The 21,058-nt window shown below is 71.2% G+C and carries 18 protein-coding genes; 8 read left to right on the top strand and 10 right to left on the bottom strand.

From position 1 onward, the window contains the following. Positions 1-59: 59 nt before the first annotated feature. Positions 60-953: a hypothetical protein gene (locus ACFV8T_RS25460; RefSeq protein WP_385331508.1), complete on the bottom strand. Its 894-nt coding sequence runs from the start codon at positions 951-953 to the stop codon at positions 60-62. Positions 954-957: 4 nt separating this feature from the next. Beyond that, entirely contained in the window at positions 958-1,590 is a 633-nt protein-coding gene (locus ACFV8T_RS25455; RefSeq protein WP_385331505.1) for a papain-like cysteine protease family protein, read from the bottom strand. Positions 1,591-1,817: 227 nt separating this feature from the next. Between ACFV8T_RS25455 and ACFV8T_RS25450 the strand changes: the two genes are divergently transcribed. Beyond that, on the top strand, positions 1,818-2,744 hold the full coding sequence (locus tag ACFV8T_RS25450; protein ID WP_385331502.1) for a hypothetical protein: 927 nt from the start codon (positions 1,818-1,820) through the stop codon (positions 2,742-2,744). Between the two features lie 41 nt (positions 2,745-2,785). Here the strand turns inward: ACFV8T_RS25450 and ACFV8T_RS25445 are convergent, their stop codons facing one another. Both ACFV8T_RS25445 and uvrA read right to left on the bottom strand, forming a co-directional pair. Beyond that, positions 2,786-3,214 (bottom strand): Rieske (2Fe-2S) protein, encoded by a 429-nt coding sequence (locus ACFV8T_RS25445; RefSeq protein WP_385331500.1) that lies wholly within the window; start codon positions 3,212-3,214, stop codon positions 2,786-2,788. A 272-nt stretch (positions 3,215-3,486) separates the two neighbouring features. Further along, positions 3,487-6,546, bottom strand: coding sequence for an excinuclease ABC subunit UvrA (gene uvrA, locus ACFV8T_RS25440; RefSeq protein ID WP_385331497.1), 3,060 nt, complete (start codon positions 6,544-6,546; stop codon positions 3,487-3,489). Between the two features lie 175 nt (positions 6,547-6,721). Here uvrA and ACFV8T_RS25435 point away from each other — a divergent pair, with 175 nt between their 5' ends. Both ACFV8T_RS25435 and ACFV8T_RS25430 read left to right on the top strand, forming a co-directional pair. Then, on the top strand, positions 6,722-7,411 hold the full coding sequence (locus tag ACFV8T_RS25435; RefSeq protein WP_385331495.1) for a maleylpyruvate isomerase family mycothiol-dependent enzyme: 690 nt from the start codon (positions 6,722-6,724) through the stop codon (positions 7,409-7,411). A gap of 10 nt (positions 7,412-7,421) precedes the next feature. Then, a complete protein-coding gene (locus ACFV8T_RS25430) occupies positions 7,422-8,078 on the top strand; it encodes an MBL fold metallo-hydrolase (protein ID WP_385331492.1) in 657 nt (218 codons plus the stop codon). Positions 8,079-8,257: 179 nt separating this feature from the next. Here ACFV8T_RS25430 and ACFV8T_RS25425 read toward each other — a convergent pair whose 3' ends face one another. From ACFV8T_RS25425 to ACFV8T_RS25405, 5 genes are all read right to left on the bottom strand, one after another. Beyond that, positions 8,258-9,256: a TerC family protein gene (locus tag ACFV8T_RS25425; protein WP_385331489.1), complete on the bottom strand. Its 999-nt coding sequence runs from the start codon at positions 9,254-9,256 to the stop codon at positions 8,258-8,260. A 288-nt stretch (positions 9,257-9,544) separates the two neighbouring features. Continuing rightward, on the bottom strand, positions 9,545-11,479 hold the full coding sequence (locus ACFV8T_RS25420) for a TerD family protein (protein ID WP_385331486.1): 1,935 nt from the start codon (positions 11,477-11,479) through the stop codon (positions 9,545-9,547). A gap of 180 nt (positions 11,480-11,659) precedes the next feature. Beyond that, on the bottom strand, positions 11,660-12,238 hold the full coding sequence (locus ACFV8T_RS25415; protein WP_073747806.1) for a TerD family protein: 579 nt from the start codon (positions 12,236-12,238) through the stop codon (positions 11,660-11,662). 131 nt (positions 12,239-12,369) lie between these two features. Continuing rightward, complete coding sequence (gene uvrB, locus ACFV8T_RS25410) at positions 12,370-14,490, bottom strand: excinuclease ABC subunit UvrB (protein ID WP_385331483.1); 2,121 nt, start codon at positions 14,488-14,490, stop codon at positions 12,370-12,372. A 62-nt stretch (positions 14,491-14,552) separates the two neighbouring features. Next, on the bottom strand, positions 14,553-15,440 hold the full coding sequence (locus ACFV8T_RS25405; RefSeq protein ID WP_385331480.1) for an MHYT domain-containing protein: 888 nt from the start codon (positions 15,438-15,440) through the stop codon (positions 14,553-14,555). Between the two features lie 215 nt (positions 15,441-15,655). Here ACFV8T_RS25405 and ACFV8T_RS25400 point away from each other — a divergent pair, with 215 nt between their 5' ends. The 3 genes from ACFV8T_RS25400 to ACFV8T_RS25390 all read left to right on the top strand — a co-directional run bounded on the left by ACFV8T_RS25400 (position 15,656) and on the right by ACFV8T_RS25390 (position 18,633). Then, the gene (locus tag ACFV8T_RS25400) at positions 15,656-16,606 is read left to right on the top strand and encodes a glycerophosphodiester phosphodiesterase (RefSeq protein WP_385331478.1); all 951 of its coding nucleotides are present in this window, start codon (positions 15,656-15,658) and stop codon (positions 16,604-16,606) included. 47 nt (positions 16,607-16,653) lie between these two features. Beyond that, positions 16,654-17,196, top strand: coding sequence for a methylated-DNA--[protein]-cysteine S-methyltransferase (locus tag ACFV8T_RS25395; protein ID WP_385331475.1), 543 nt, complete (start codon positions 16,654-16,656; stop codon positions 17,194-17,196). A 117-nt stretch (positions 17,197-17,313) separates the two neighbouring features. Further along, a complete protein-coding gene (locus tag ACFV8T_RS25390; RefSeq protein ID WP_385331472.1) occupies positions 17,314-18,633 on the top strand; it encodes an MFS transporter in 1,320 nt (439 codons plus the stop codon). A 4-nt stretch (positions 18,634-18,637) separates the two neighbouring features. On the opposite strand, the gene ACFV8T_RS25385 is transcribed toward ACFV8T_RS25390, so the two are convergent. After that, the gene (locus tag ACFV8T_RS25385) at positions 18,638-19,000 is read right to left on the bottom strand and encodes a cupin domain-containing protein (RefSeq protein WP_385331470.1); all 363 of its coding nucleotides are present in this window, start codon (positions 18,998-19,000) and stop codon (positions 18,638-18,640) included. A gap of 153 nt (positions 19,001-19,153) precedes the next feature. Between ACFV8T_RS25385 and ACFV8T_RS25380 the strand changes: the two genes are divergently transcribed. Both ACFV8T_RS25380 and ACFV8T_RS25375 read left to right on the top strand, forming a co-directional pair. Then, on the top strand, positions 19,154-20,119 hold the full coding sequence (locus ACFV8T_RS25380) for a pseudouridine-5'-phosphate glycosidase (RefSeq protein WP_385331467.1): 966 nt from the start codon (positions 19,154-19,156) through the stop codon (positions 20,117-20,119). Beyond that, the gene (locus ACFV8T_RS25375) at positions 20,116-21,012 is read left to right on the top strand and encodes a carbohydrate kinase family protein (protein ID WP_385331464.1); all 897 of its coding nucleotides are present in this window, start codon (positions 20,116-20,118) and stop codon (positions 21,010-21,012) included. Before ACFV8T_RS25380 ends, ACFV8T_RS25375 begins: the two co-directional genes overlap by 4 nt. Positions 21,013-21,058 lie beyond the last annotated feature (46 nt).

Genomic DNA, 21,058 nt, shown 5'->3' with positions numbered 1-21,058 from the left:
CGGGGCGCGGATCGCGGGAGCGCGCCCCGGAGCACGGGATCAGGGGGTGCCGCTGCCGGTCACGGGGTCTCCCGGTGACGGCGACGGTTGCGCAGGACGGTGAGGCCGCTGAGGACGAGCACGACGAGGGCGCCCCCTCCGGCGGCGGTCGAGGTGGCGGTCAGCGCCGTGCCGGAGCCCGTGCTCGCCGCGACCGTGCGGGTTTCCCGGCTGCCGGGCACGGGGGCGGTGGACGGGGAGTAGCCGCCCGCCTTGCCGGAGCGGGCGTATCCGGAGCCGGGGAGCTTGTCGCCGTAGGCGGCGCGCACCCGGGCGCGATAGGCGGCCAGCGTGGTGCCCCGGGCGCCGACCGCGCGGACCGCGTCCCGGTCCAGCGGGAGCACCTTCGTCCCCTTCTGGACGTACCAGGCGTCCACCTGTGGTTCACGGAAGACCGTGCCGCCGGGCAGCTTGCGGGCGCCCGCGGCGGCGTACCTCGTCTCGTCGTCGCCGGTCGCGATGTTCACCACCTGCCAGCCGCCGTCCTTCCCTTCCTTCGGAAGGGTCCACAGCGATGCCTTCTGACCGTCCGAGGAGACGGCCGTGCTGGCGAGGTAGTCCAGCCTCGCGACGGGCGCTCCCGGTCTCCCGGCCACGAAGTCCGGATCGAGGGTGTGTACGGGAACGGCGGCGCCCTCGATGCGTGGGGCCGCCGCCGACCTGGTGATCGTGCCCTCGCGGGCGAAGAACCGGGCCAGGGTGTCCAGGGTCGCGGGGGCGCTGGCCGCCTGTCGGGCCGCCGCCAGTTCGGCCGGACCGGCGGTGGGTCCGGAGGCGGCGGCCGTCCCGGGGGCCGCGACGGTGAGCAGGGCGGCGCCGGCCAGGACGCCGGTGGCTGCCAGGGCGGCGGCCGCGGACCGGGCGGCCCGCGGGGACCGTATGCCGTGTGCGGCGCGTGCGGTCTCGTGGATCATTCCGTCACGCTCCGATCCGGTAGAGGGAGTGGGTCCAGGAGAACTCGTTGTTGTTCACGTACCAGGCGTGCGAGGCCCAGTTGTAGCGGTTGCTGGAGGGCCAGGGATCGCCCCAGTAGACCCAGCTGTTCGCGTCGTCGTACCCGTACAGGACATGCATGTGGCCGCCGCCCGCCGACCACTGGATGCGGGTCTCGACGGGGCGGCCCGCGGCGAGCTCGGCCTGGACGGTGGGGTAGCGCAGCCAGCCGGTGACGTACGAACCGGGGTTGATGCCGGCCCAGTGGAGACCGTCCTGGACATTGCCGAGCGTGGCCTGCGAGTTGGGGCACTCGTAGCCCTGTGCGCGGCCGAAGGCGGCGTTGCAGAACTGGTTCTGCGAGTAGTTCCGGCCGAACCAGGTGGCGACGGTGTTGCCGGAGGCCGCCCAGCACCAGTTGGTCTTCTCCTGGGCCTGCATGGTGATGTTCAGACGCTGGGTGGCGGCGAGGGAACTGCCGACGGTGGCGCTTCGCGCCGTGGCGGCGGGGGTGGGGTGCTGCGCCGCCGTGGCGCTCGCCGTCGGTACGGCGAGGAGCGCGGCGGCCAGGGCGGCCATGGCCGGGAGCAGTCCCGTTCGGATTCTTCGGTTACGCATGACGTTCCTCCCGGGGCGGGGGTGTGGGATCGGAGGAGCGCGTCCGGACGCTGTCCGAGGAGCATCAACCGTTGTCGGGGACGGGTCAACACGCTTCAATGCGGGGGAACATCGCGGTGTGAACGGCGTGGCGGATACGTGAACGGCACTCCCCCGGCCACCTGCGGCGCCGCCCCCACCACCGCGGTCTCCCACACCGCGTCGTGAACGTTCACCAGGAGGACCTCATGCAGCACACCGAGGCCGAACTGGCGCAGGTGCTGCACACCGGCCCGTTCCATCTGGCACTGCGCACCGCGCTGTCGGTGCGGGGGCTGCCGCTCCAGCGGGTGCAGCACCATCTCGCGCACCGCGGGGTCAGGGTCGGGGTGACGAGCCTGAGTTACTGGCAGCAAGGGGCCAGGCGCCCGCAGCGCGCCGAGTCCCTGCGGGCCGTGAAGGCGCTGGAGGAGGTGCTGGAGCTGCCGGGGAACTCGCTCCTCCGGTTACTGGGAACCGGGAGCACACGCCCGGAAGCCGACCGTCCGGCCGCGCGTTCGTACCGTTCCCTGATGGAGTCGTCCGGCGCCGTGGAGCGGCTGCTGGCGGCCATGGGGTCACCGGTGGACGGGGGACTGCACACGGTGGGGCACCACGAGCGGGTATGGATCGGTCCCGGCCGGGAGCTGCGGCAGCGCGAGTCGCAGCATGTGGTGCGTGCCCACCGGGACGACATCGACCGCTATCTCGCCGTCCACCGGGGCGATCCGGGCTGCGATCCGGCGCGGGTGACGGTGACGGCACGGGAGAACTGCCGGACGGGGCGGGTCCGCTGGGACCGCGGGACGGGGGTGCTCGTCGCCGAGCTGCTCTTCGACACCCGGTTGAGGGCGGGCGACACGTACCTCTTCGGCTACGGCTTCGACGACGGCACGGGAGGCCCGTGCGGCGAGTACGTGCGGGGGTTCAGCTTCGGCGGTGGGCAGTACGTGCTGCAGGTGGCCTTCGACGAGGCCGCGCTGCCGGTACGGTGCCGGCGCTTCGCGCAGGTCTCGGCGGGCGCGGCGCGCGGCGCCCGTACGGATCTCACGCTGACCGGCCGGCACCGGACCGTTCACCTGGTGGAGCAGGGGGTACGGCCCGGTCTGGTCGGCATCGACTGGGACTGGGAGTGAAATCCGACCGGGACCGGGAGTGAACCGGTCCGCAGCCGGTGTCAGGCGTCGGGGCCCGCGATCAGCCTTCCGCCCTCGACCCTGACCGGGACCGAGGGCAGCGGCGCGGTCGCCGGGCCGCGCATCGCCTTGCCGGTCGTGGTGTCGAAGTGGCTGCCGTGGCAGGGGCACTTCCCCACGTTGTCCTCGACCTTGTCCAGCAGGCAGCCCGCGTGGGTGCACTGGGCGCTGAACGCCTTGTACTGGCCCTTGGCCGGGCAGTTCACGATGACCCGCTCATTGCGGTAGAGCTTGGAACCGCCGACCGGAATCTCGTCCGGCGCACCGAGCTCGACGGGAGCGGTCGGCGTCGGCGTCTCGGCGTGGCCGAGCTTCGATTCGGTCGAGCAGGCGGCCACTCCCAGCCCGGCGGCGCCGGCGAGAGCGGCACCCTTCAGCACGGTACGGCGGGCGGCGGGCTGGCCGGACATGCGGTCTCCACTGGTCAAAGGGGCGGATGGGCACCGGGCGCGACCGGGGCGCCGCGAGTACCAGGAGTACCGCGGACATCTGAGTCGTCGGAACCGTCGGTGCCATCGGTGACAGAACCGACGATACCGGCGGAGACCGACGGCCCTGCGGCCGGGCCACCCGAGACCGGTTGTTCCTGGTCAGCGGCTCGGCGGCTCAGCGGCTCAGCGGCGGCAGAACGCGAACGGCGACCCCCGGAGGTCCGAGGGCCGCCGTTCGCGACGCGGTGGTGTCAGGCCTTGCGCGCGCGGGTCGCCTTCTTCGCCGCGGGCTTCTTCGCCGCGGCCGTCCTGGCGGTCTCGGCCGTGGTGGACTTCGCGGTCCTGCCCGCGCCTGTCCTGGCCGTGGCCGTCTTCCTCGCCGGGGCGGACTTCGCGGCGACCGCCTTCTTCGCGGCCGCCTTCCGCACCGGCTTGCGGGCCGCGGGCACCGCGGCCTCGCTCACCCGGTCCGGGTCCAGGATGCCCTGGAGGAACTTGCCGGTGTGGCTGGCCGGAACCCCGGCGACCTCCTCCGGTGTTCCCTCGGCGATGACCAGACCGCCGCCGCTGCCGCCTTCGGGGCCCATGTCGATGACCCAGTCCGCGGTCTTGATCACATCGAGGTTGTGCTCGATGACGATCACCGAGTTGCCCTTGTCGACCAGCCCGGAGAGCACCTTGATGAGCTTGCTGATGTCCTCGAAGTGCAGACCCGTGGTCGGCTCGTCCAGGACGTAGACCGTGCGGCCGGTGGAGCGCTTCTGCAGCTCGCTGGCGAGCTTCACGCGCTGCGCCTCACCGCCGGAGAGCGTCGGCGCGGACTGGCCGAGCCGCACATATCCGAGGCCCACCTCGTTGAGCGTACGGAGGTGGCGGGCGATCGTCGGAACGGCCTCGAAGAACTCCAGGCCCTCCTCGATCGGCATGTCCAGCACCTCGGCGATGGACTTGCCCTTGTAGTGGACCTCCAGGGTCTCCCGGTTGTAGCGCGCTCCGTGGCAGACCTCGCACGGGACGTACACATCCGGCAGGAAGTTCATCTCGATCTTGATGGTGCCGTCGCCGGAGCAGTTCTCGCAGCGGCCGCCCTTGACGTTGAAGGAGAAGCGGCCCGGCAGATAGCCGCGCACCTTCGCCTCCATCGTCTCCGCGAACAGCTTGCGGACATGGTCGAAGACGCCGGTGTACGTGGCCGGGTTGGACCGGGGCGTGCGGCCGATGGGCGACTGGTCGACGTGCACCACCTTGTCGACCAGATCGTCGCCGTCGACCCGGGTGTGCCGGCCGGGGACCGACTTGGCGCCGTTCAGCTCGCGTGCCAGGTGGGTGTAGAGGATGTCGTTGACCAGCGTCGACTTCCCCGAACCCGAGACGCCCGTGACGGCCGTGAGCAGGCCGAGCGGGAAGGAGACGTCGATGTCCTGGAGGTTGTTCTCCCGGGCGCCGTGCACCGTGAGCATCCGCTGCGGCTCGACGGGGCGCCGGATGTCGGGCATCGGGATCGACTTCGCGCCGGTCAGATACTGGCCGGTGATCGACTCGCCGTTGGCCAGCAGCTCCTTGAGCGATCCGGAGTGGACCACCTTGCCGCCGTGCTCGCCGGCGCCGGGGCCGATGTCGACGACCCAGTCGGCGACCTTGATGGTGTCCTCGTCGTGCTCGACGACGATGAGCGTGTTGCCCATGTCGCGGAGCCGGACCAGGGTCTCGATCAGCCGGTGGTTGTCCCGCTGGTGCAGGCCGATGGACGGCTCGTCCAGCACGTACAGCACACCGACCAGGCCGGAGCCGATCTGGGTGGCGAGCCGGATGCGCTGGGCCTCGCCGCCGGACAGGGTGCCGGCCGCGCGGTTGAGCGAGAGGTAGTCGAGGCCGACGTCGACCAGGAACTTCAGCCGCTCGTTGACCTCCTTCAGCACCCGCTCGGCGATCTTCTTGTCGCGGGCGTTGAGCTTCATCCGGCCGAGGAACTCGGCGCACTCGCTGATCGACATCGCGGCGACCTGGGCGATGGACTTCTCCATCACCGTCACCGCGAGGACGATCGGCTTGAGCCGGGTGCCCTCACAGGTCGGGCAGGGCACCTCGCGCATATAGCCCTCGAAACGCTCCCGGCTGGAGTCGCTCTCGGCGTCGGAGTGCCGCCGCTTGACGAACTGCACCGCGCCCTCGAAGGCGGGGGTGGTGTACGCGCGCTCCCGCCCGTAGCGGTTGCGGTAGCGGACCTCGGTCTGGATCTTGTGGCCGTGGAGCAGCGCCTTCCTGGCCCGCTGCGGCAGACCGGCCCAGGGGATGTCCGTACGGAATCCGAGGGCGTCGGCGAGCGCGTTGATCTGCCGGCCGAAGTACTCCTTGGTGTGGCCGTGCGACCAGGGGTGGATCGCGCCCTCGTCGAGCGACTTCTCCTCGTCGGGGACGATCAGCTCCGGGTCGACCTCCATCCGCGTACCGATACCCGTGCAGTCGGGGCAGGCGCCGAAGGGCGAGTTGAAGGAGAAGGAGCGCGGTTCGAGCTCCTCGAAGGAGAGGTCGTCGTACGGGCAGTAGAGGTGCTCGGAGTACATCCGCTCACGCTCGGGGTCGTCCTCGGAGAGGTCGACGAAGTCGAGCACGACCATGCCGCCGGAGAGCCCGAGCGCGGTCTCGACCGAGTCGGTCAGCCGGCGCTTGGCGCTGTCCTTCACCGTGAGACGGTCGATGACCACCTCGATGGTGTGCTTCTCCTGCTTCTTCAGCTTGGGCGGCTCGGAGAGCTGGATGGTCTCGCCGTCGACCCGGGCCCTGCTGTAGCCCTTGGTCTGCAGATCGGCGAAGAGGTCGACGAACTCGCCCTTGCGCTCGCGCACCAGTGGCGAGAGCACCTGGAAACGGCTGCCCTCGGGCAGGCCGAGCACCTTGTCGACGATCGCCTGCGGCGACTGGCGCGAGATGGGCCGGCGGCACTCCGGGCAGTGCGGCTTGCCGATCCGGGCGAAGAGCAGCCGGAGGTAGTCGTAGACCTCGGTGATCGTGCCGACCGTCGAGCGCGGGTTGCGCGAGGTCGACTTCTGGTCGATGGAGACTGCGGGCGAGAGTCCCTCGATGAAATCGACGTCCGGCTTGTCCATCTGGCCGAGGAACTGGCGGGCGTACGAGGAGAGGGACTCCACGTAGCGCCGCTGGCCCTCGGCGAAAATTGTGTCGAACGCAAGGGACGACTTGCCCGACCCGGAGAGCCCGGTGAAGACGATCAGGGAGTCGCGGGGGAGGTCGAGCGAGACGTTCTTGAGGTTGTGCTCGCGAGCGCCACGGACGATGAGACGGTCGGCCACGCCGGTCCGCACCTTTCTGGAGAGAAGTGGGGGAACTGAGCCCCTGTCCCAGGGTATGGGGGGCGCCACAGCGATGTACGAAGCTTTCGACTCCGAGCGTATAGCACGCACATTCGATTTATGGACGGCCGCGGACTCCTTCACCCGAATGAGTGGCGAGGCTAGGCTCAGCCTCATGATTGATCATGCGCGCGACCTGGACGCCGTACGTGAAGCAACCGACCGACTGCTCAGCGCCACCGGAAAATTGGACGCTGCCGCACTGGCCGAGCCGTCGCGGCTGCCGGGTTGGAGCCGCGGCCATGTCGTTGCGCACCTCTCTCGTAACGCCGACGCGCTCGTAAATGTTCTCCAGGGCCGGCCCATGTACGCAGACAGCGAAACCCGCGACCGCGACATCGAGCGCGACGCCCCCCGGCCACAGGCGGAGCAGCTGGCCGACCTGGCCGGGAGCGCGGACCGCTTCGTGGCCGCCGCCTCCGCCCCGGCCGACTGGTCCCGCACGGTCACCCTGCGCAACGGCGTGACCGACTCCGCCTCCCGGATCCCCTTCCGCCGCCGCGTCGAGGTCGAGCTGCACCATGTCGACCTGGGGATCGGCTACGAGCTGGAGGACCTGCCGGAGGAGTTCGTCTCCCGGGAGATCGAGTTCCTCGCCGAGCGGTTCGACGGGCACCCCGATGTCGTGTCCACGAGGCTGGACGACGGCCGGGGACCGATCAGAACGAGCGGCGGCGGCGCGGAGGGCGGCCCCGTCACGGTCCGCGGCGCGGCCCCCGACCTCCTCGGCTGGCTCTGCGGGCGCCGCGACGGGGCGGCGCTGACCGTCGAGGGCGGCCCGCTTCCCGTACTGCCCCCGCTATAGGCTGAGACGCATGACGTACAGCGGAGCGGTCAAGGTCGGCGGACGCGCGGATGTGCACGAGCTGACGGATCTGATGATCTCCAAGGTCGCCGTCGGCCCGATGAACAACAACGCGTATCTGCTGCGCTGCCGGGCCACCGGCGAGCAGCTCCTGATCGACGCGGCCGCCGAGGCCGGGACGCTGCTGCGGCTGATCGGTGACGACGGCATCGTGTCCGTCGTCACCACCCACCGGCACGGCGACCACTGGCAGGCGCTGGCCGAGGTGGTGGCGGCCACCGGAGCGCGCACCTACGCCGGGCGGTACGACGCCGAGGGCATCCCGGTCCCGACCGATGTCCTCGTCGACGACGGCGGCACGGTCCGGGTGGGCGAGGTCTCCCTGACCGCCCGCCACCTCGTCGGTCACACCCCGGGCTCCATCGCGCTGGTCTACGACGACCCGCACGGCGCTCCGCACCTGTTCACCGGGGACTGCCTCTTCCCGGGCGGGGTCGGCAACACGCACAAGGACCCCGAGGCCTTCGCGAGCCTGCTCCACGATGTGGAGACCAAGCTCTTCGACCAGCTGCCCGACGAGACATGGGTCTACCCGGGCCACGGCCACGACACCACGCTCGGCGACGAGCGTCCGCAGCTGCCGCAGTGGCGCGCCCGCGGTTGGTGACACCGGCCCGCACCGGGCCCGCGCGCGTGAGGTGAGCGCCGCCCGGTCGGCCACCGCCTCCCCGGACCGGGGAGGCACCGTACGGAAAGACACCGGCCGGGGCGGGCGACGAACCGTTGCGCGCCCCGGCCGGTGCCGGTTGCCGTCCGGGTGGACGGCCGCCGGGCCGTCCACCGCGATCAGGCGTCGATGCCTGCGCCCTTGTCGGCGGCCTCGTCCTCGACCGACTCCGTCCGGGCCTGCTTCTTGTTGGCGACGAGGCTGGTGATCGTGGTGATCACCAGCACGCCGCAGATGACGCCGAGCGACACCGGGATGGAGATCTCGGGGACGTGCACCCCGGACTCGTGCAGCGCGTGCAGCACCAGCTTCACCCCGATGAAGCCGAGAATGACCGAGAGCCCGTAGCTGAGGTGGACCAGCTTCTTCAGCAGCCCGCCGATCAGGAAGTACAGCTGCCGCAGCCCCATCAGGGCGAAGGCGTTGGCGGTGAAGACGATGTACGGGTCCTGGGTCAGACCGAAGATCGCGGGGATGGAGTCCAGGGCGAACAGCACATCGGTGGTGCCGATGGCGAGCATCACGACCATCAGCGGTGTCAGGACGCGCTTGCCGTTGTTCCGGATGAAGAGCTTGGTGCCGTGATAGCGGTCGGCCACCCCGAAGCGGCGCTCGATCGTCTTGAGGAGGCGGTTCTCCTCGAACTCCTCCTCTTCCTCGTCGGCCCGCGCCTCCTGGATGAGCTTCCAGGCGGTGTAGATCAGGAACGCGCCGAAGATGTAGAAGACCCACGAGAAGTTGGCGATCACGGCGGCGCCGGCGGCGATGAAGATCGCCCGCAGCACCAGCGCGATCAGCACACCGACCAGCAGTACCCGCTGCTGGAGGTGCGAGGGGACCGAGAACTTCGCCATGATCAGGACGAAGACGAAGAGGTTGTCGACACTGAGCGACTTCTCGGTGATGAAGCCGGCGAAGAACTCGCCCGATGCCTGGCTCTCGCCGAAGAGCAGCAGGCCGAGCCCGAAGAGGGCGGCCAGCGCGATCCAGACGATCGTCCAGATTCCGGCTTCCTTGGTCGTCACGTCATGGGGCTTGCGCCCGATGAAGAAGTCGACGGCGATAAGGGCTGACAGACCAAGAATGGTCAGCACCCAGAGGGTCCATGAAACGTCCACTGCGCCTCCGGCAGTTCGCTACGGCTACTGATCAGCGTCGTCGCTGCCGGAGGTCTCTTCCACCCGGGCGCACGGGATGCGCGCCACGGGCCGGCGCCCCGGGACCGGTCACGGTCCGTATTGACGGGAACGCCGCGTATGGGAGTACTCCCCTCCGCCCAAAGAACAGTACAGGGAATACCAAGGAAAGGTAAAGGAGAGGGTAAAGATCATTCAAAAGCGCAGGTCGGAGTGGTGTGTGCTCGGTGCCGGTGTGCCCGGCCCGGATGCGTGCCGGGCACACCGGGCTCAGGGACGCCGGGGGCGCCGGGCCGCGGCCACCGCGGCGAGCACCTGCTCCAGAACGCGGCTGCCCGGCGGCATCCGCGGCGGCTCATACGTCCAGGCGTGGCCCACCCAGGGATCGGCCAGGTGGTCGTCGGCGACCGGGGTGAGCCGGAGCAGCGAGCGCCACAGCGGGTCGAGCACCGGCCCGTATGCGCCGGCGTCCTCCCGGTCCGCGACCATCATCAGATGGACGCCGACCGAGGGCCCCTCGTCGGCGAGGTAGCGCAGCTGGGTGACGGACCGGTCGTCGAAGCCGTGCGGGAAGTCGTTGACGATCAGCAGCTGCTCGCCCGTGTCCACGTCCGGTGGAAGCGAGTCGGCGGCGCCGGCCCGGATCGCCATCTGCACCAGGTCGACGCGCCGGGTGAGACGGGCGAGGACCGAGGCCACGCCCCCGGCTCCGGAGGCGGGCGGCCCGGCGAGCACCCCGGACCGGACCAGGGGAGCGAGCGCCCCGGCCGCGGAGCCCGCGGGGTCGATGACATGGACCGAGAACTCGTCGGCCGGGTAGACGGCCAGCAGCCGGGCCGCGTGCGCGACCGCGCTCTCCATGGCGAGGCCGCGCAGCCGGGCGCCGTCCATCAGGGCCGCGGCCTCGGACGCCGTGCGGCCGCTGTCGATCCAGATCCCGCGCTCCAGCGGCAGCCGGACCAGCAGCGGGATGCGCAGGCCGGGGTTCTCGGGCAGGTGGAGGTCGCCGATGCGCAGCGCCATGGGGATCTCCATCGGGACGCGGTAGGCGTGCCAGACGGGGTTGTCCCAGCCCGCGAACGCGGCGGGCAGCGCGGGCTCCACCACGGCGGCCTCTGCGACGAGCTGGGCGAGATCGCGGTCGAGGGCCTCGCGGGCCCGGGAGGTCAGCTCGTCGCGCTTGGCGCGGGCCTCCTCGCGGGCCCGGTCCCCCGCGCCGCCGATCCGGCTGCGCGGGTCGGACAGGGCGCGGTCGAGCTCCTGTTCCATGCGGGACTCGGCGAAGTCGACGGCGCTGCGGTAGGCCGCGGTGGTGCGGGCCAGATCCTCGAACATGCCCCAGATCTGGTTGTAGAGGCGCTCGTCCATGGACCAGCCGGTCGCGTCCCCGGCCACGGGCTGTGCGGGGCGGCCCGGCTCGGCGGGCGGCGCGGTGGGAGGGGGCGGCGGGGGTGCGGCGGCCTGGCGGCGCGGGTGCGCGTAGTTGATGGGACCGCCGGTCGGGGCGGCGGGCGGCGGGGTGGCGGGCTCCGTGAGCGGCCGGGGCGGCTGGGCGGCGGGCCGGCGGCCGTCCGGGGGCGGTACGGGGCCGGTGCCGGATCCGACCCGGTCGGCGTCCGGGGTGCGCGGCGGGGGCGGGGTGACCGAGCGGGCCGTCGCCCGGGTGACCGCGTCCTGGATCGAGCGGGCCAGCTCGGCGGCCCGGGGCAGGCCCTGGTCGGCGAGCATGGCATCGAGGCCGCCCGCATAGCCCTGGCCGACGGCGCGTACCTTCCAGGCGCCCTGGCGGCGGTAGAGCTCCAGGGCCGCGACCGCGGATTCGGTGTCCAGGCCGGTGAGGGTGAAGGTGGCGATCTCGGTGCCGTCGAGCCCGGTGACGGCGACGAACGGGGAGGCGACCGCGCCGAACCGGACCGGGCCGCCGGCCCCCGTCGGCAGGGCCAGCAGCACGGTGACCCGGTGCACCGAGGCGGGCAGGGCGTCGAGGTCCACGGCGAGCCGGTGGTCGGCGGCGGCCTGTTTGGACACTTCGAGCCCGGGGAGCTGGGGCGATCCCGGGTGGGCGATCCATTCGGTGCCGTGCACCGTGCCGTTCTCGTCACCGAGCGTGGCACCGGCCACGACGGGCGTGCCGGCCGAAACCCGGATCTCCAGACGGGTCTGGGGCAAGGTGTGGTTCTGCCCCCGGACCAGCTCGGCCGTCATTGCCCTGTCCCCTCGACGAGTCGCTGCTGCGTGGCGCGCCGCGCGCGCTGCGGCGCTGTGTGGTGCGGCGCCATGTGGTGCAGCTCCCGGCGGCCGATGCCTCCGGGAGCTGCGGGTACCGATGTGTACCGGCTCGGAGGGTGCTGAAGATCTTCAGTGCCCTCCTTGGTCGGCCTCTGCCTACAGGTGCGGCAGGATCGCCGGCATCAGGTCCTGGAAGGTGCGGCCGTTGGCCGGGTTGCCGAGGGCGGTCATCTGCCACCCGTTCCCCGAGCGGTGCACCTTCGCCATGATCTGGGCGGTGTACTGCCCGCCGCCGTCCAGCGTGTAGCGGGCGAGCTCCTGGCCGTTGGTCTCGTCGACGATGCGGCAGAAGGCGTTCTGCACCTCCTGGAACGTCTGGCCGGTGAAGGAGTTCACCGTGAAGACGATCTGGTCGATGTGGACCGGCACCCGCTGCAGGTCGACGAGGATCGCCTCGTCGTCGCCACCGGAACCGGCGCCGCCGACCAGGTTGTCCCCGGTGTGCTTGACCGAGCCGTCGTCACTGACGAGGTGGCGGAAGAAGACCACGTCGACCGGCTGCTTGTCGGCGAAGAGCACCGCCGATGCGTCGAGGTCGATCTCCCGTGTACGTGAACCGAACAGGCCCCGGCGCGGCGCCGCCTGCCAGCCGAGCCCCATCCGCACCGCGGTCAGGGTCCCCCCGTCGCTCTTCTGCAGGCTGATGGCCTGACCCTTGGTCATATTGACCGTCACGCGCTGTCCCCTCTCCGCTTTCCCCGCAACCGTCCGTGCGCGGTTTCCCAGAACCCTACGCAGTCACGCCGGTGGCGCGACCGTTCGGGGCCGTTTCGTGTCGGTCCTGCAACACACCAGGTGCGGCGGGCTCAGGCGAGACCCGCTTCCCGCATCTGGCGCAGCTCCTTCTTCAACTCCCCGACCTCGTCGCGCAGTCGTGCCGCCACCTCGAACTGGAGGTCCGCGGCGGCCGCCCGCATCCGGTCGGTCATCTCCTCGATGATTCCCGCGAGTTCGGTGGCGGGCCGGTCGGTGACCGTTTCGCCGCCGCTCCTGGCCTTCTTGGATCCGGCCGACTTTGTGCCCAGCGCGGGAACGGGGGCCTTGGCGCCCTTGGCCTGGCGGTAGCCGGTGCCGAGCAGCTGCTCGGTGTCGACCTCCTCGCGGGCGATCGTCGCGACGATGTCGTTGATCTTCTTCCGCAGCGGCTGCGGGTCGAGTCCGCGCTCGGTGTTGTAGGCGATCTGCTTCTCGCGGCGGCGATTGGTCTCGTCGATGGCCTGCGCCATCGCCGGGGTGATCTTGTCCGCGTACATGTGGACCTGTCCCGAGACGTTTCGGGCGGCTCGCCCGATGGTCTGGATCAGGGACGTCCCCGAGCGCAGGAAGCCCTGCTTGTCCGCGTCGAGGATGGCGACGAGCGACACCTCGGGCAGGTCGAGGCCCTCGCGCAGGAGGTTGATGCCGACCAGTACGTCGTACTCACCGGAGCGCAGCTCGCGCAGCAGCTCGATGCGGCGCAGCGTGTCGACGTCGCTGTGCAGATAGCGGACCTGGATGCCGAGCTCCAGGAAGTAGTCGGTGAGGTCCTCGGCCATCTTCTTGGTGAGGGTGGTGACCAGGACCCGCTCGTCCTTCTCGGCCCGCGTGCGGATCTCGTGCACCAGGTCGTCGATCTGACCCTCGGTGGGCTTGACGACCACCTCCGGGTCGACGAGGCCGGTGGGGCGGATGATCTGCTCCACGAAGCCGTCGCCCCGGGACAGCTCGTACTTCCCGGGGGTGGCGGAGAGGTAGACGGTCTGGTCGATCCGGCCCAGGAACTCCTCCCACTTCAGCGGGCGGTTGTCGAGCGCGGAGGGGAGCCGGAAGCCATGGTCGACGAGGGTGCGCTTGCGGGAGGCGTCGCCCTCGTACATCGCGCCGATCTGCGGCACGGTGACGTGCGACTCGTCGAGGACGAGGAGGAAGTCCTCGGGGAAGTAGTCGAGGAGGGTGTTGGGGGCGGTGCCGGGCGAGCGGCCGTCGAAGTGCATCGAGTAGTTCTCGACACCGGAGCAGGTGCCGATCTGCCGGAGCATCTCGATGTCGTACGTGGTGCGCATCCGCAGCCGCTGGGCCTCCAGCATCTTGCCCTGCTTCTCCAGCTCGGCGAGGCGCTGCTCCAGCTCCTGCTCGATGCCGCTGACCGCCTTCTCCATGCGCTCGGGGCCCGCGACGTAGTGGCTGGCGGGGAAGACGTGGAGGGACTGGTCCTCGCTGATCACCTCGCCGGTGAGCGGGTGGAGGGTGGAGAGCGCCTCGATCTCGTCGCCGAACATCTCGATGCGGACGGCGAGCTCCTCGTAGACCGGGAAGATCTCGATGGTGTCGCCGCGGACCCGGAAGGTGCCCCGGGTGAACGCGAGGTCGTTGCGGGTGTACTGGATCTCGACGAAACGGCGCAGCAGCTGGTCCCGGTCGATCTCGTCGCCGACCTTGAGCTGGACCATCCGGTCCACGTACTCCTGGGGCGTACCGAGGCCGTAGATGCAGGAGACGGAAGCGACCACGACGACATCGCGCCGGGTGAGCAGCGAATTCGTCGCGGAGTGGCGCAGCCGCTCGACCTCCTCGTTGATCGAGGAGTCCTTCTCGATGTAGGTGTCCGACTGCGGGACGTACGCCTCGGGCTGGTAGTAGTCGTAGTACGAGACGAAGTACTCGACGGCGTTGTTGGGCAGCAGTTCGCGGAACTCGTTCGCCAGCTGGGCGGCGAGCGTCTTGTTCGGCGCCATCACGAGCGTGGGGCGCTGCAGCTTCTCGATCATCCACGCGGTGGTCGCCGATTTACCGGTGCCGGTCGCGCCGAGCAGGACGACGTCCTTCTCGTCCGCGCGGATGCGCCGCTCCAGCTCGGCGATGGCCGCGGGCTGGTCGCCGCTGGGCTGGTAGGGACTGACGACCTCGAAAGGCGCCACCGAACGTTCGATCTTCGAAACGGGCCGCATGCAACCACCGTACGACCCGCCACTGACAACCGGGCCGGGTCAGCCGGCGTACCGGGCCGGGGTCACCATTCTCCCGGCGGCGCGGGGTCGCGCGGCCGGGAGTGGAACGACGCCGGGTCGGCATGCGTTCCGAACCGCGGCACCTGCCGCTGGGCCGGGATTCCGGCCGGCCGGCCGGCCCCTTTCAGGGCCCCGGGGTCGTTCCAGTCCGGGGTGCCCATCACCATCAGCGGATCGAACATCACGACCACCGCGGCAAGGAGCAGGAAGCAGCCGGGACCGATCAGCAGCGGCACGAGCGGTGCGGTCGCCCCGTCGGCCGGAGCGTTGTCGGGAAGGGCGCCGGGGTGCAGGTGGACGCTGAGCGCGGCCATGCCGGTGTAGTGCATGCCGCTCACCGCGACGCCCATGACGACGCTGGCCCCGAGACTGGGCAGGAAACCGTTGATGGAGACGGCCGCCCAGAGCGCGGTCGTGGCGGCCACCACGGCGATGACGACGGAGAGGGCCACGGTGAACGTGTCGTACTCGAGCTGTCCTTCGAGACGTATTCCGGCCATGCCCAGGTAGTGCATGGTGGCCACGCCGAGTCCGGTGATGGTGCCGCCCGTCACCAGGGCCATTCTGGTGGCGCCGCGGTATCCGACGATGAAGATGCCGACGCCGACCATGCCGACGGCGACCGCGAGACTGGCGAAGGTGATCGGCTTGTCGTAGCCGATGGTCACCCCGTCGACGGAGAAGCCCATCATCGCGATGAAGTGCATCGTCCATATGCCGGAGCCGATGGACGTCGCACCGAGGGCCAGCCAGCCTGCCTTGAAGGAACGCTCGGTGCGCAGCGAACGGTTCGTGCAACGCAGTCCGAGGGCCGCGCCGAGGCAGGCCATGAGGAAGGCCGCGACGGGCGTCACCGCTCCGTAGCTGAAACCGTCGATCGTGCCCTGCATGCTCGTACGCCCTTCGCGGAAGCCCGGGTTCGGGGTGACCCTAAGGCGCAAGTCCCGGCAAACAAACAGAAGAGCTGCATTTTATCGAGCGGGAATCCGGCCCGTGACCCGGCATCGGCGGCCGCGTTCACGTTGTGGCCATCCTTCGCCTGTCCCCCGTTGGGGCGTGGCTGTCACTCTCGGCCCGTCCGCAACTTCTGACGCAAGGAGTACACGTGTACGCACGCACCGCAACCGCCGCTCTGGCCGCCGCCGCTCTGACGGGTACCGGCGCCCTTCTGATGTCGACCGCCGATACGCGGACCCCGGACAGCGCCACGGCCGGCGCCGGGCACGTGACCGCGGTCACCGGCATCAGCACGGTGAGCGCCCGGACCACGGACGCGAAGCGGACCGCCCCCGTCGTCTTCGCCCACCGGGGCGCTTCGGCCTATGCGCCGGAGAACACCCTGGCCGCCGTCGACAAGGCCGACGCCCTCGGCTTCGACTGGGTGGAGAACGATGTCCAGTTCACCAAGGACGGCGTACTGGTGGTCGTGCACGACACCGATCTGAAGCGGACCACCGATGTCGAGGAGGTCTTCCCGGACCGGACCTCGTGGGCGGTCAAGGACTTCACGGCGGCGGAGATCGCCCGGCTGGACGCGGGCAGCTGGTTCGGTCCGCAGTTCGCCGGGACCCGGGTGCCCACGCTCAAGCAGTACCTGGACCGGATCGAGCGCAACCGGCAGAAGCTGCTGCTGGAGATCAAGAGCCCCGAGATCTACCCGGGCATCGAGAAGGAGACCCTTCGGGTGCTGCGCCAGAAGGGGTGGCTCGACCGCGCTCATGTGAAGAACCGGCTCGTCATCCAGAGCTTCGGCGCGGACAGCGTGAAGAAGGTGCACCAGCTGCGCCCGGACATCACGACGGGCTTCCTCGGCACCCCCGCGGTGGCCGATCTGCCGTCGTACGCGGCCTTCACCGACCAGATCAACCCCTCCTCCACATCCATTTCGGCCGACTACGTGAGCGCGGTCCACGCGCTGAAGGGCGCGCACGGCAAGAAGCTCCGGGTCAACACCTGGACGGTCAACGACGCGGCGAGCGCCCGGAAGGTGGCGGGCCTCGGCGTGGACGGGATCATCACCAACAACCCCGACGTGGTGCGCGAGGCCACGGGCTGACCCGGGGCCGCGGCCGGTTGTCGGTGGGCGGCCGTACGGTGGTTCCCATGAACAGCAACGGGGTCGTCGAGTGGGCCGTCGTCGGGAGCGACATCGGCCCGCTGCTCCTTGCCGCGACCGGCGCGGGCCTGGTGAGCGTGGCCTTCCACGCCCGTCCCGAGGTGCGGGACAAGGCGGTGGGGCAGCTGCGGGCACGGCTCGGCGCGGAGCCGGTGGAGAGTCCCGGCTCCGCCCGGCTCGCCGAGCCGATACGCCAGCTCGCGGCGTACTTCGCGGGCTCGTCGCGGGAGTTCTCGCTCGACCTGGACTGGTCGTTGACCTCCGGATTCAACCGCCGGGTGCTCCGCGAGCTGGCGACGGGCGTACCGTACGGGACGGTCGTCGGATACGGGGATCTCGCCGGTCGCGTGGGGCAGCCGGGAGCCGCGCAGGCGGTCGGGGTGGCCATGGCGTCCAATCCGCTGCCGGTGGTGGTGCCGTGCCACCGGGTGGTGGAGAGCGACGGCGGGCTCGGCGGTTTCGGCGGGGGTGTCGAGACCAAGCGGCAGCTGCTGGCGCTGGAGGGCGTGCTGCCCCAACCACTGTTCTGAGCCGGTCGCCGGAGGCTTCGCGCCGGGCGATCCCGGGCTCCTGCGCGCCGGGGCGTGCCGGCCGCGTCCGTCCCGAACCCGGTTTCGTACCTGTGTACGGACTGGCACACTGCGCCAGTGACCAACACCCTTGACGCACCTGACACCCCCACCGGGCCCGGCGGTCCCGCCGCCCGGGTCTCGGCGGCCGAGCTACCCGGGCTGCGGCGCAGAACGTCGGCGGTGCTCATCGGCAGCCAGATACTCGGCGGCCTCGGCGTGCCCATCGGTATCGCCCTGGCCCCCGTGCTGGCCACGGAGGTGAGCGGCTCCGAGGCGCTGTCCGGTCTGGCCCCGACCGCTTCGGTGACCGGGACCGCGCTGCTCTCACTGCCGCTGGCCGCGCTGATGACCGCACGCGGCCGGCGCCCCGGTCTGGTACTGGCGTATCTGATCGGTGCGCTCGGCGCGGGGCTCGTGGTCCTGTCCACCCTCGTGGAGAGCTTCCCGTTGCTGCTGCTCGGCATGGCCGGGTTCGGCGCGGGGTCCTCGGCCAATCTGCAGGCCCGGTTCGCCGCCGCGGATCTGGCCGAGCCCGACCGGCGCGGCCGGGCGATCTCCACCGTCATCTGGGCCACCACCATCGGTTCCGTCCTCGGGCCGAACATCGCCGCCCCGGTGGGCCATGTCTTCCGCGGCACCGCAATATCCGAGAAGGCGGGTCCCTTCGTCTTCGCGGCCGGAATCTTCCTGCTGGCCGCCGTGGTGGTCGGGGCGCTGCTGCGGCCGGACCCGCTGCTCACGGCGCGGGCGCTGGCGCCGCAGGGCGACGGGTCCCCGGCCGGCCGTTCACTGCGTGCCGGGGTCGCGGCCGTCCGGGCCTCGCCGATGGCACGGCTGGCGCTGGTGACGGTGGCCGTCTCGCACACCACGATGGTCTCGATCATGGTGATGACCCCGGTCGATCTGGGCCACCACGGCGCCGGTCTCCAGCTGATCGGCCTGGTCATCAGCGGCCATATCGCGGGGATGTACGCGTTCTCCCCGGTGATGGGCTGGCTGTCGGACCGCTTCGGCCGGCTCGCCGTGATCGGTCTGGCGGTCGGGCTGTTCTCCTGCGCCGCGCTGCTGGCCGGAACCGCGGGCCCCAGCCACGGGCAGACGGCGGCCGGTCTCTTCATGCTCGGTCTCGGCTGGTCGGCGGGGCTGGTCGCCGGTTCGGCGCTGCTCACCGACTCCGTGCCGCAGGCGGCCCGCGCCGCCGTGCAGGGTCTGTCGGATCTGACCATGAACACGGCGGCGGGCATCGGCGGAGCCGTCGCCGGCGTCGTCGTCGCGCGGGCGAGCTACGGCTGGCTGAACGTGGTCGGAGCATGTCTGCTGCTGCCGATGGCGGCGCTGGCGCTGCGCCGGGCACTCGCCCGGCCCACGGCACCGGCGTCTCCACGCGACCTCTGAGGCCTCAGAGGTTGATGTGGTACGCCTTGCGCAGCGTCTCGTGCACGGTCCACGTCGTACGGTCGCCCTCGCGCAGCACGGCGGCGTCCCCCGGGCCGACCTCCAGCGTCGCACCGCCCTCGACCGCGACGGTGGCGCGCCCGCTGACGACCACGAAGAGTTCGTCGGCCTCGGTGTCCGTGACCACGCCGGGCGTGATCTGCCAGATCCCGCGCACCTGCTTGCCGTCGGGCGACTCCCAGAGCACCTTGCCGGTCACCACGGGCTCGCCCGAGACGATCTGCGCGGGGTCGAGCGGTTCCGGTTCGAGTTCGGCGTCCGGAATGTGCACGGCGAACGAGGCAGGAGCTTGATCAAATGTGGTCATGGCCGGTCACCTTAGCGACCGCCGGAAAGCGACTCCGCAGCAGGATGCGCCGGGAGGGGACGGCACGGACCCGGCCCGTCCGGCCCGCCCCGTACGCATCCGCCACTCCGGTCGCACGTTTGAGGCGGGTGCGCCCGCGACAGGGATGTGGACATGTCATCCAACGCGTCGCACAGCGCATATCCCTGCGCCCCCGCCCTCTCCCCCGAGGTACGGGCGGCCCTCGCCACGCACCACCCCGTCGTGGCCCTGGAGTCGACGATCATCGCCCACGGTCTGCCGCGCCCCCGCAATCTGCGGGTCGCCGAGGAACTCGAAGGGCTCGTACGGTCCGCGGGCGCGGTGCCCGCGACGATCGCCGTACTCGACGGCAGGGCCCATATCGGCCTGGACAAGGCCCAGTTGGAGCGTGTCGCCGCGGACCCCGCGATGCGGAAGCTGGGGCACCGGGACCTCGCGCCGGCCCTGGCGACGGGCGCGAGCGGGGCGACGACCGTGTCCGCGACGGCCTTCCTGGCCGCGCGCGCGGGCCTGCGCGTCTTCGCGACCGGCGGACTCGGCGGCGTACACCGGGAATGGACCCGGACCCAGGACGAGTCCGCGGATCTCCGGCTCCTCGCACGGACCGGCATCACCGTGGTGTGCGCGGGGGTGAAGTCGATCCTGGACGTCCCGGCCACGCTTCAGCGCCTGGAGACACTCGGCGTCGCAGTGCTCGGCTACGGCACCGACCGCTTCCCCGGCTTCTATCTGACCAGTTCGGGCGAGCCGGTCGACTGGACGGTGCGGACACCCGAGGAGGTCGCGGGGGTGATGCGGGCCCAGGACGTGCTCGGTGGCCCCGGTTCCGCGCTGGTCGTCGCCAACCCCGTGCCCGTGGCGGACCAGTTGGATCCCGCGCTCCATGACCGCGTGCTGGCCGAGGCCCTGGAGGAATGCCGGGAACGCGGCATCGTGGGCCAGGCCGTCACACCGTTCCTGCTGGACCGGCTGATGCGGGGAACCGGGGGCGCTTCGCTGGAGGCCAATCTGGCGGCCGTGCGCGGAAACGTAGCGCTTGCCGCGCGGATCTCCGGCGCGTGGGCCGCCACGCCCCGGGACCCGGAGGCCGGAGCATGACCGACGGCGGTCTGCTCGTCATCGGGGACGTGGTCACGGACGTGGTGGCCCGGCACGGAACGACGCTGGTCCACGGCACGGACACCCCGGCCAGGATCCGCACCCTGCCCGGCGGCGCGGGGGCCAACGTCGCCTGCTGGGCGGCCCGTTCGGGATGTTCCGACGTACGGTTGCTGGCCAGGGTCGGCGCCGACAGCGCGGACTGGCACCGGGAGGCACTGCGGCGGGCGGGGGTGCGCTGCCTGCTGGCCGTGGACGACGACGCGCCGACCGCCACCGTCGTCGCGCTCGTCGACTCCGCCGCCGAGCGCACCTTCCTCACCGACAGCGGCGCCGTGATCCGCCTCTCCGCCGACGACTGGTCACCGTCGATGCTGGACGGCATCGCCCATCTCCACCTCTCCGGCTACCTCCTCTTCGCCGCGACGAGCCGTGCGACGGCCCTGCTCGCCCTGCGGGAGGCGCGGCGGCGACGGATCCCGGTGAGCGTCGACCCGGCCTCGGCCGGTTTCCTCGCCGAGCTGGGCGCCGACCGGTTCCTGAGCGCCGTGGAGGGCGTCGACCTGCTGCTGCCCAACGCGGACGAGGCCCGGCTGCTCACCGGACTGCCCGAACCGGCGGACGCCGCGGCCAAGTTGAGCCTCCAGGCGAGCCGGGTGGTCGTCACGCTCGGCGAGGGCGGGGCGCTGCTTGCCGCCGCGGGCGCGGTGACCCGGCGCGTCCCGGCCGTTCAGGTGCGCGGAGCGGTGGACTCGACCGGGGCGGGCGACGCGTTCACCGGCGGATTCCTCGCGGCGCACCTGGCGGGGGCGGACGACGCCTCGGCCGCGGCGGCGGGATGCCGGGCGGGGGCGGAGGCGGTCACCACCGTGGGCGGCCGCCCCGGCCCCTGACCAGGACGTCGGGTCGCCGCCCCGGCCCTGAGCACACATCGGTTCG

Source organism: Streptomyces sp. NPDC059832, from assembly GCF_042731715.1.
GTDB lineage: Bacteria > Actinomycetota > Actinomycetes > Streptomycetales > Streptomycetaceae > Streptomyces.
Note: the sequence above shows the minus strand (reverse complement) of the source record. Positions and strands in the feature narration are given on the sequence as shown.

Excerpts from the sequence above, each read along its gene's own strand:
- ACFV8T_RS25460 (WP_385331508.1), bottom strand. The coding sequence starts at position 953 with ATGATCCACGAGACCGCACGCGCCGCACACGGCATACGGTCCCCGCGG.
- ACFV8T_RS25455 (WP_385331505.1), bottom strand. The coding sequence starts at position 1,590 with ATGCGTAACCGAAGAATCCGAACGGGACTGCTCCCGGCCATGGCCGCC.
- ACFV8T_RS25375 (WP_385331464.1), top strand. The coding sequence starts at position 20,116 with ATGACCGACGGCGGTCTGCTCGTCATCGGGGACGTGGTCACGGACGTG.
- ACFV8T_RS25385 (WP_385331470.1), bottom strand. The coding sequence starts at position 19,000 with ATGACCACATTTGATCAAGCTCCTGCCTCGTTCGCCGTGCACATTCCG.
- ACFV8T_RS25405 (WP_385331480.1), bottom strand. The coding sequence starts at position 15,440 with ATGCAGGGCACGATCGACGGTTTCAGCTACGGAGCGGTGACGCCCGTC.
- ACFV8T_RS25380 (WP_385331467.1), top strand. The coding sequence starts at position 19,154 with ATGTCATCCAACGCGTCGCACAGCGCATATCCCTGCGCCCCCGCCCTC.
- ACFV8T_RS25420 (WP_385331486.1), bottom strand. The coding sequence starts at position 11,479 with ATGACGGCCGAGCTGGTCCGGGGGCAGAACCACACCTTGCCCCAGACC.
- ACFV8T_RS25445 (WP_385331500.1), bottom strand. The coding sequence starts at position 3,214 with ATGTCCGGCCAGCCCGCCGCCCGCCGTACCGTGCTGAAGGGTGCCGCT.
- uvrB (WP_385331483.1), bottom strand. The coding sequence starts at position 14,490 with ATGCGGCCCGTTTCGAAGATCGAACGTTCGGTGGCGCCTTTCGAGGTC.
- ACFV8T_RS25450 (WP_385331502.1), top strand. The coding sequence starts at position 1,818 with ATGCAGCACACCGAGGCCGAACTGGCGCAGGTGCTGCACACCGGCCCG.
- ACFV8T_RS25430 (WP_385331492.1), top strand. The coding sequence starts at position 7,422 with ATGACGTACAGCGGAGCGGTCAAGGTCGGCGGACGCGCGGATGTGCAC.
- ACFV8T_RS25395 (WP_385331475.1), top strand. The coding sequence starts at position 16,654 with ATGAACAGCAACGGGGTCGTCGAGTGGGCCGTCGTCGGGAGCGACATC.
- ACFV8T_RS25435 (WP_385331495.1), top strand. The coding sequence starts at position 6,722 with ATGATTGATCATGCGCGCGACCTGGACGCCGTACGTGAAGCAACCGAC.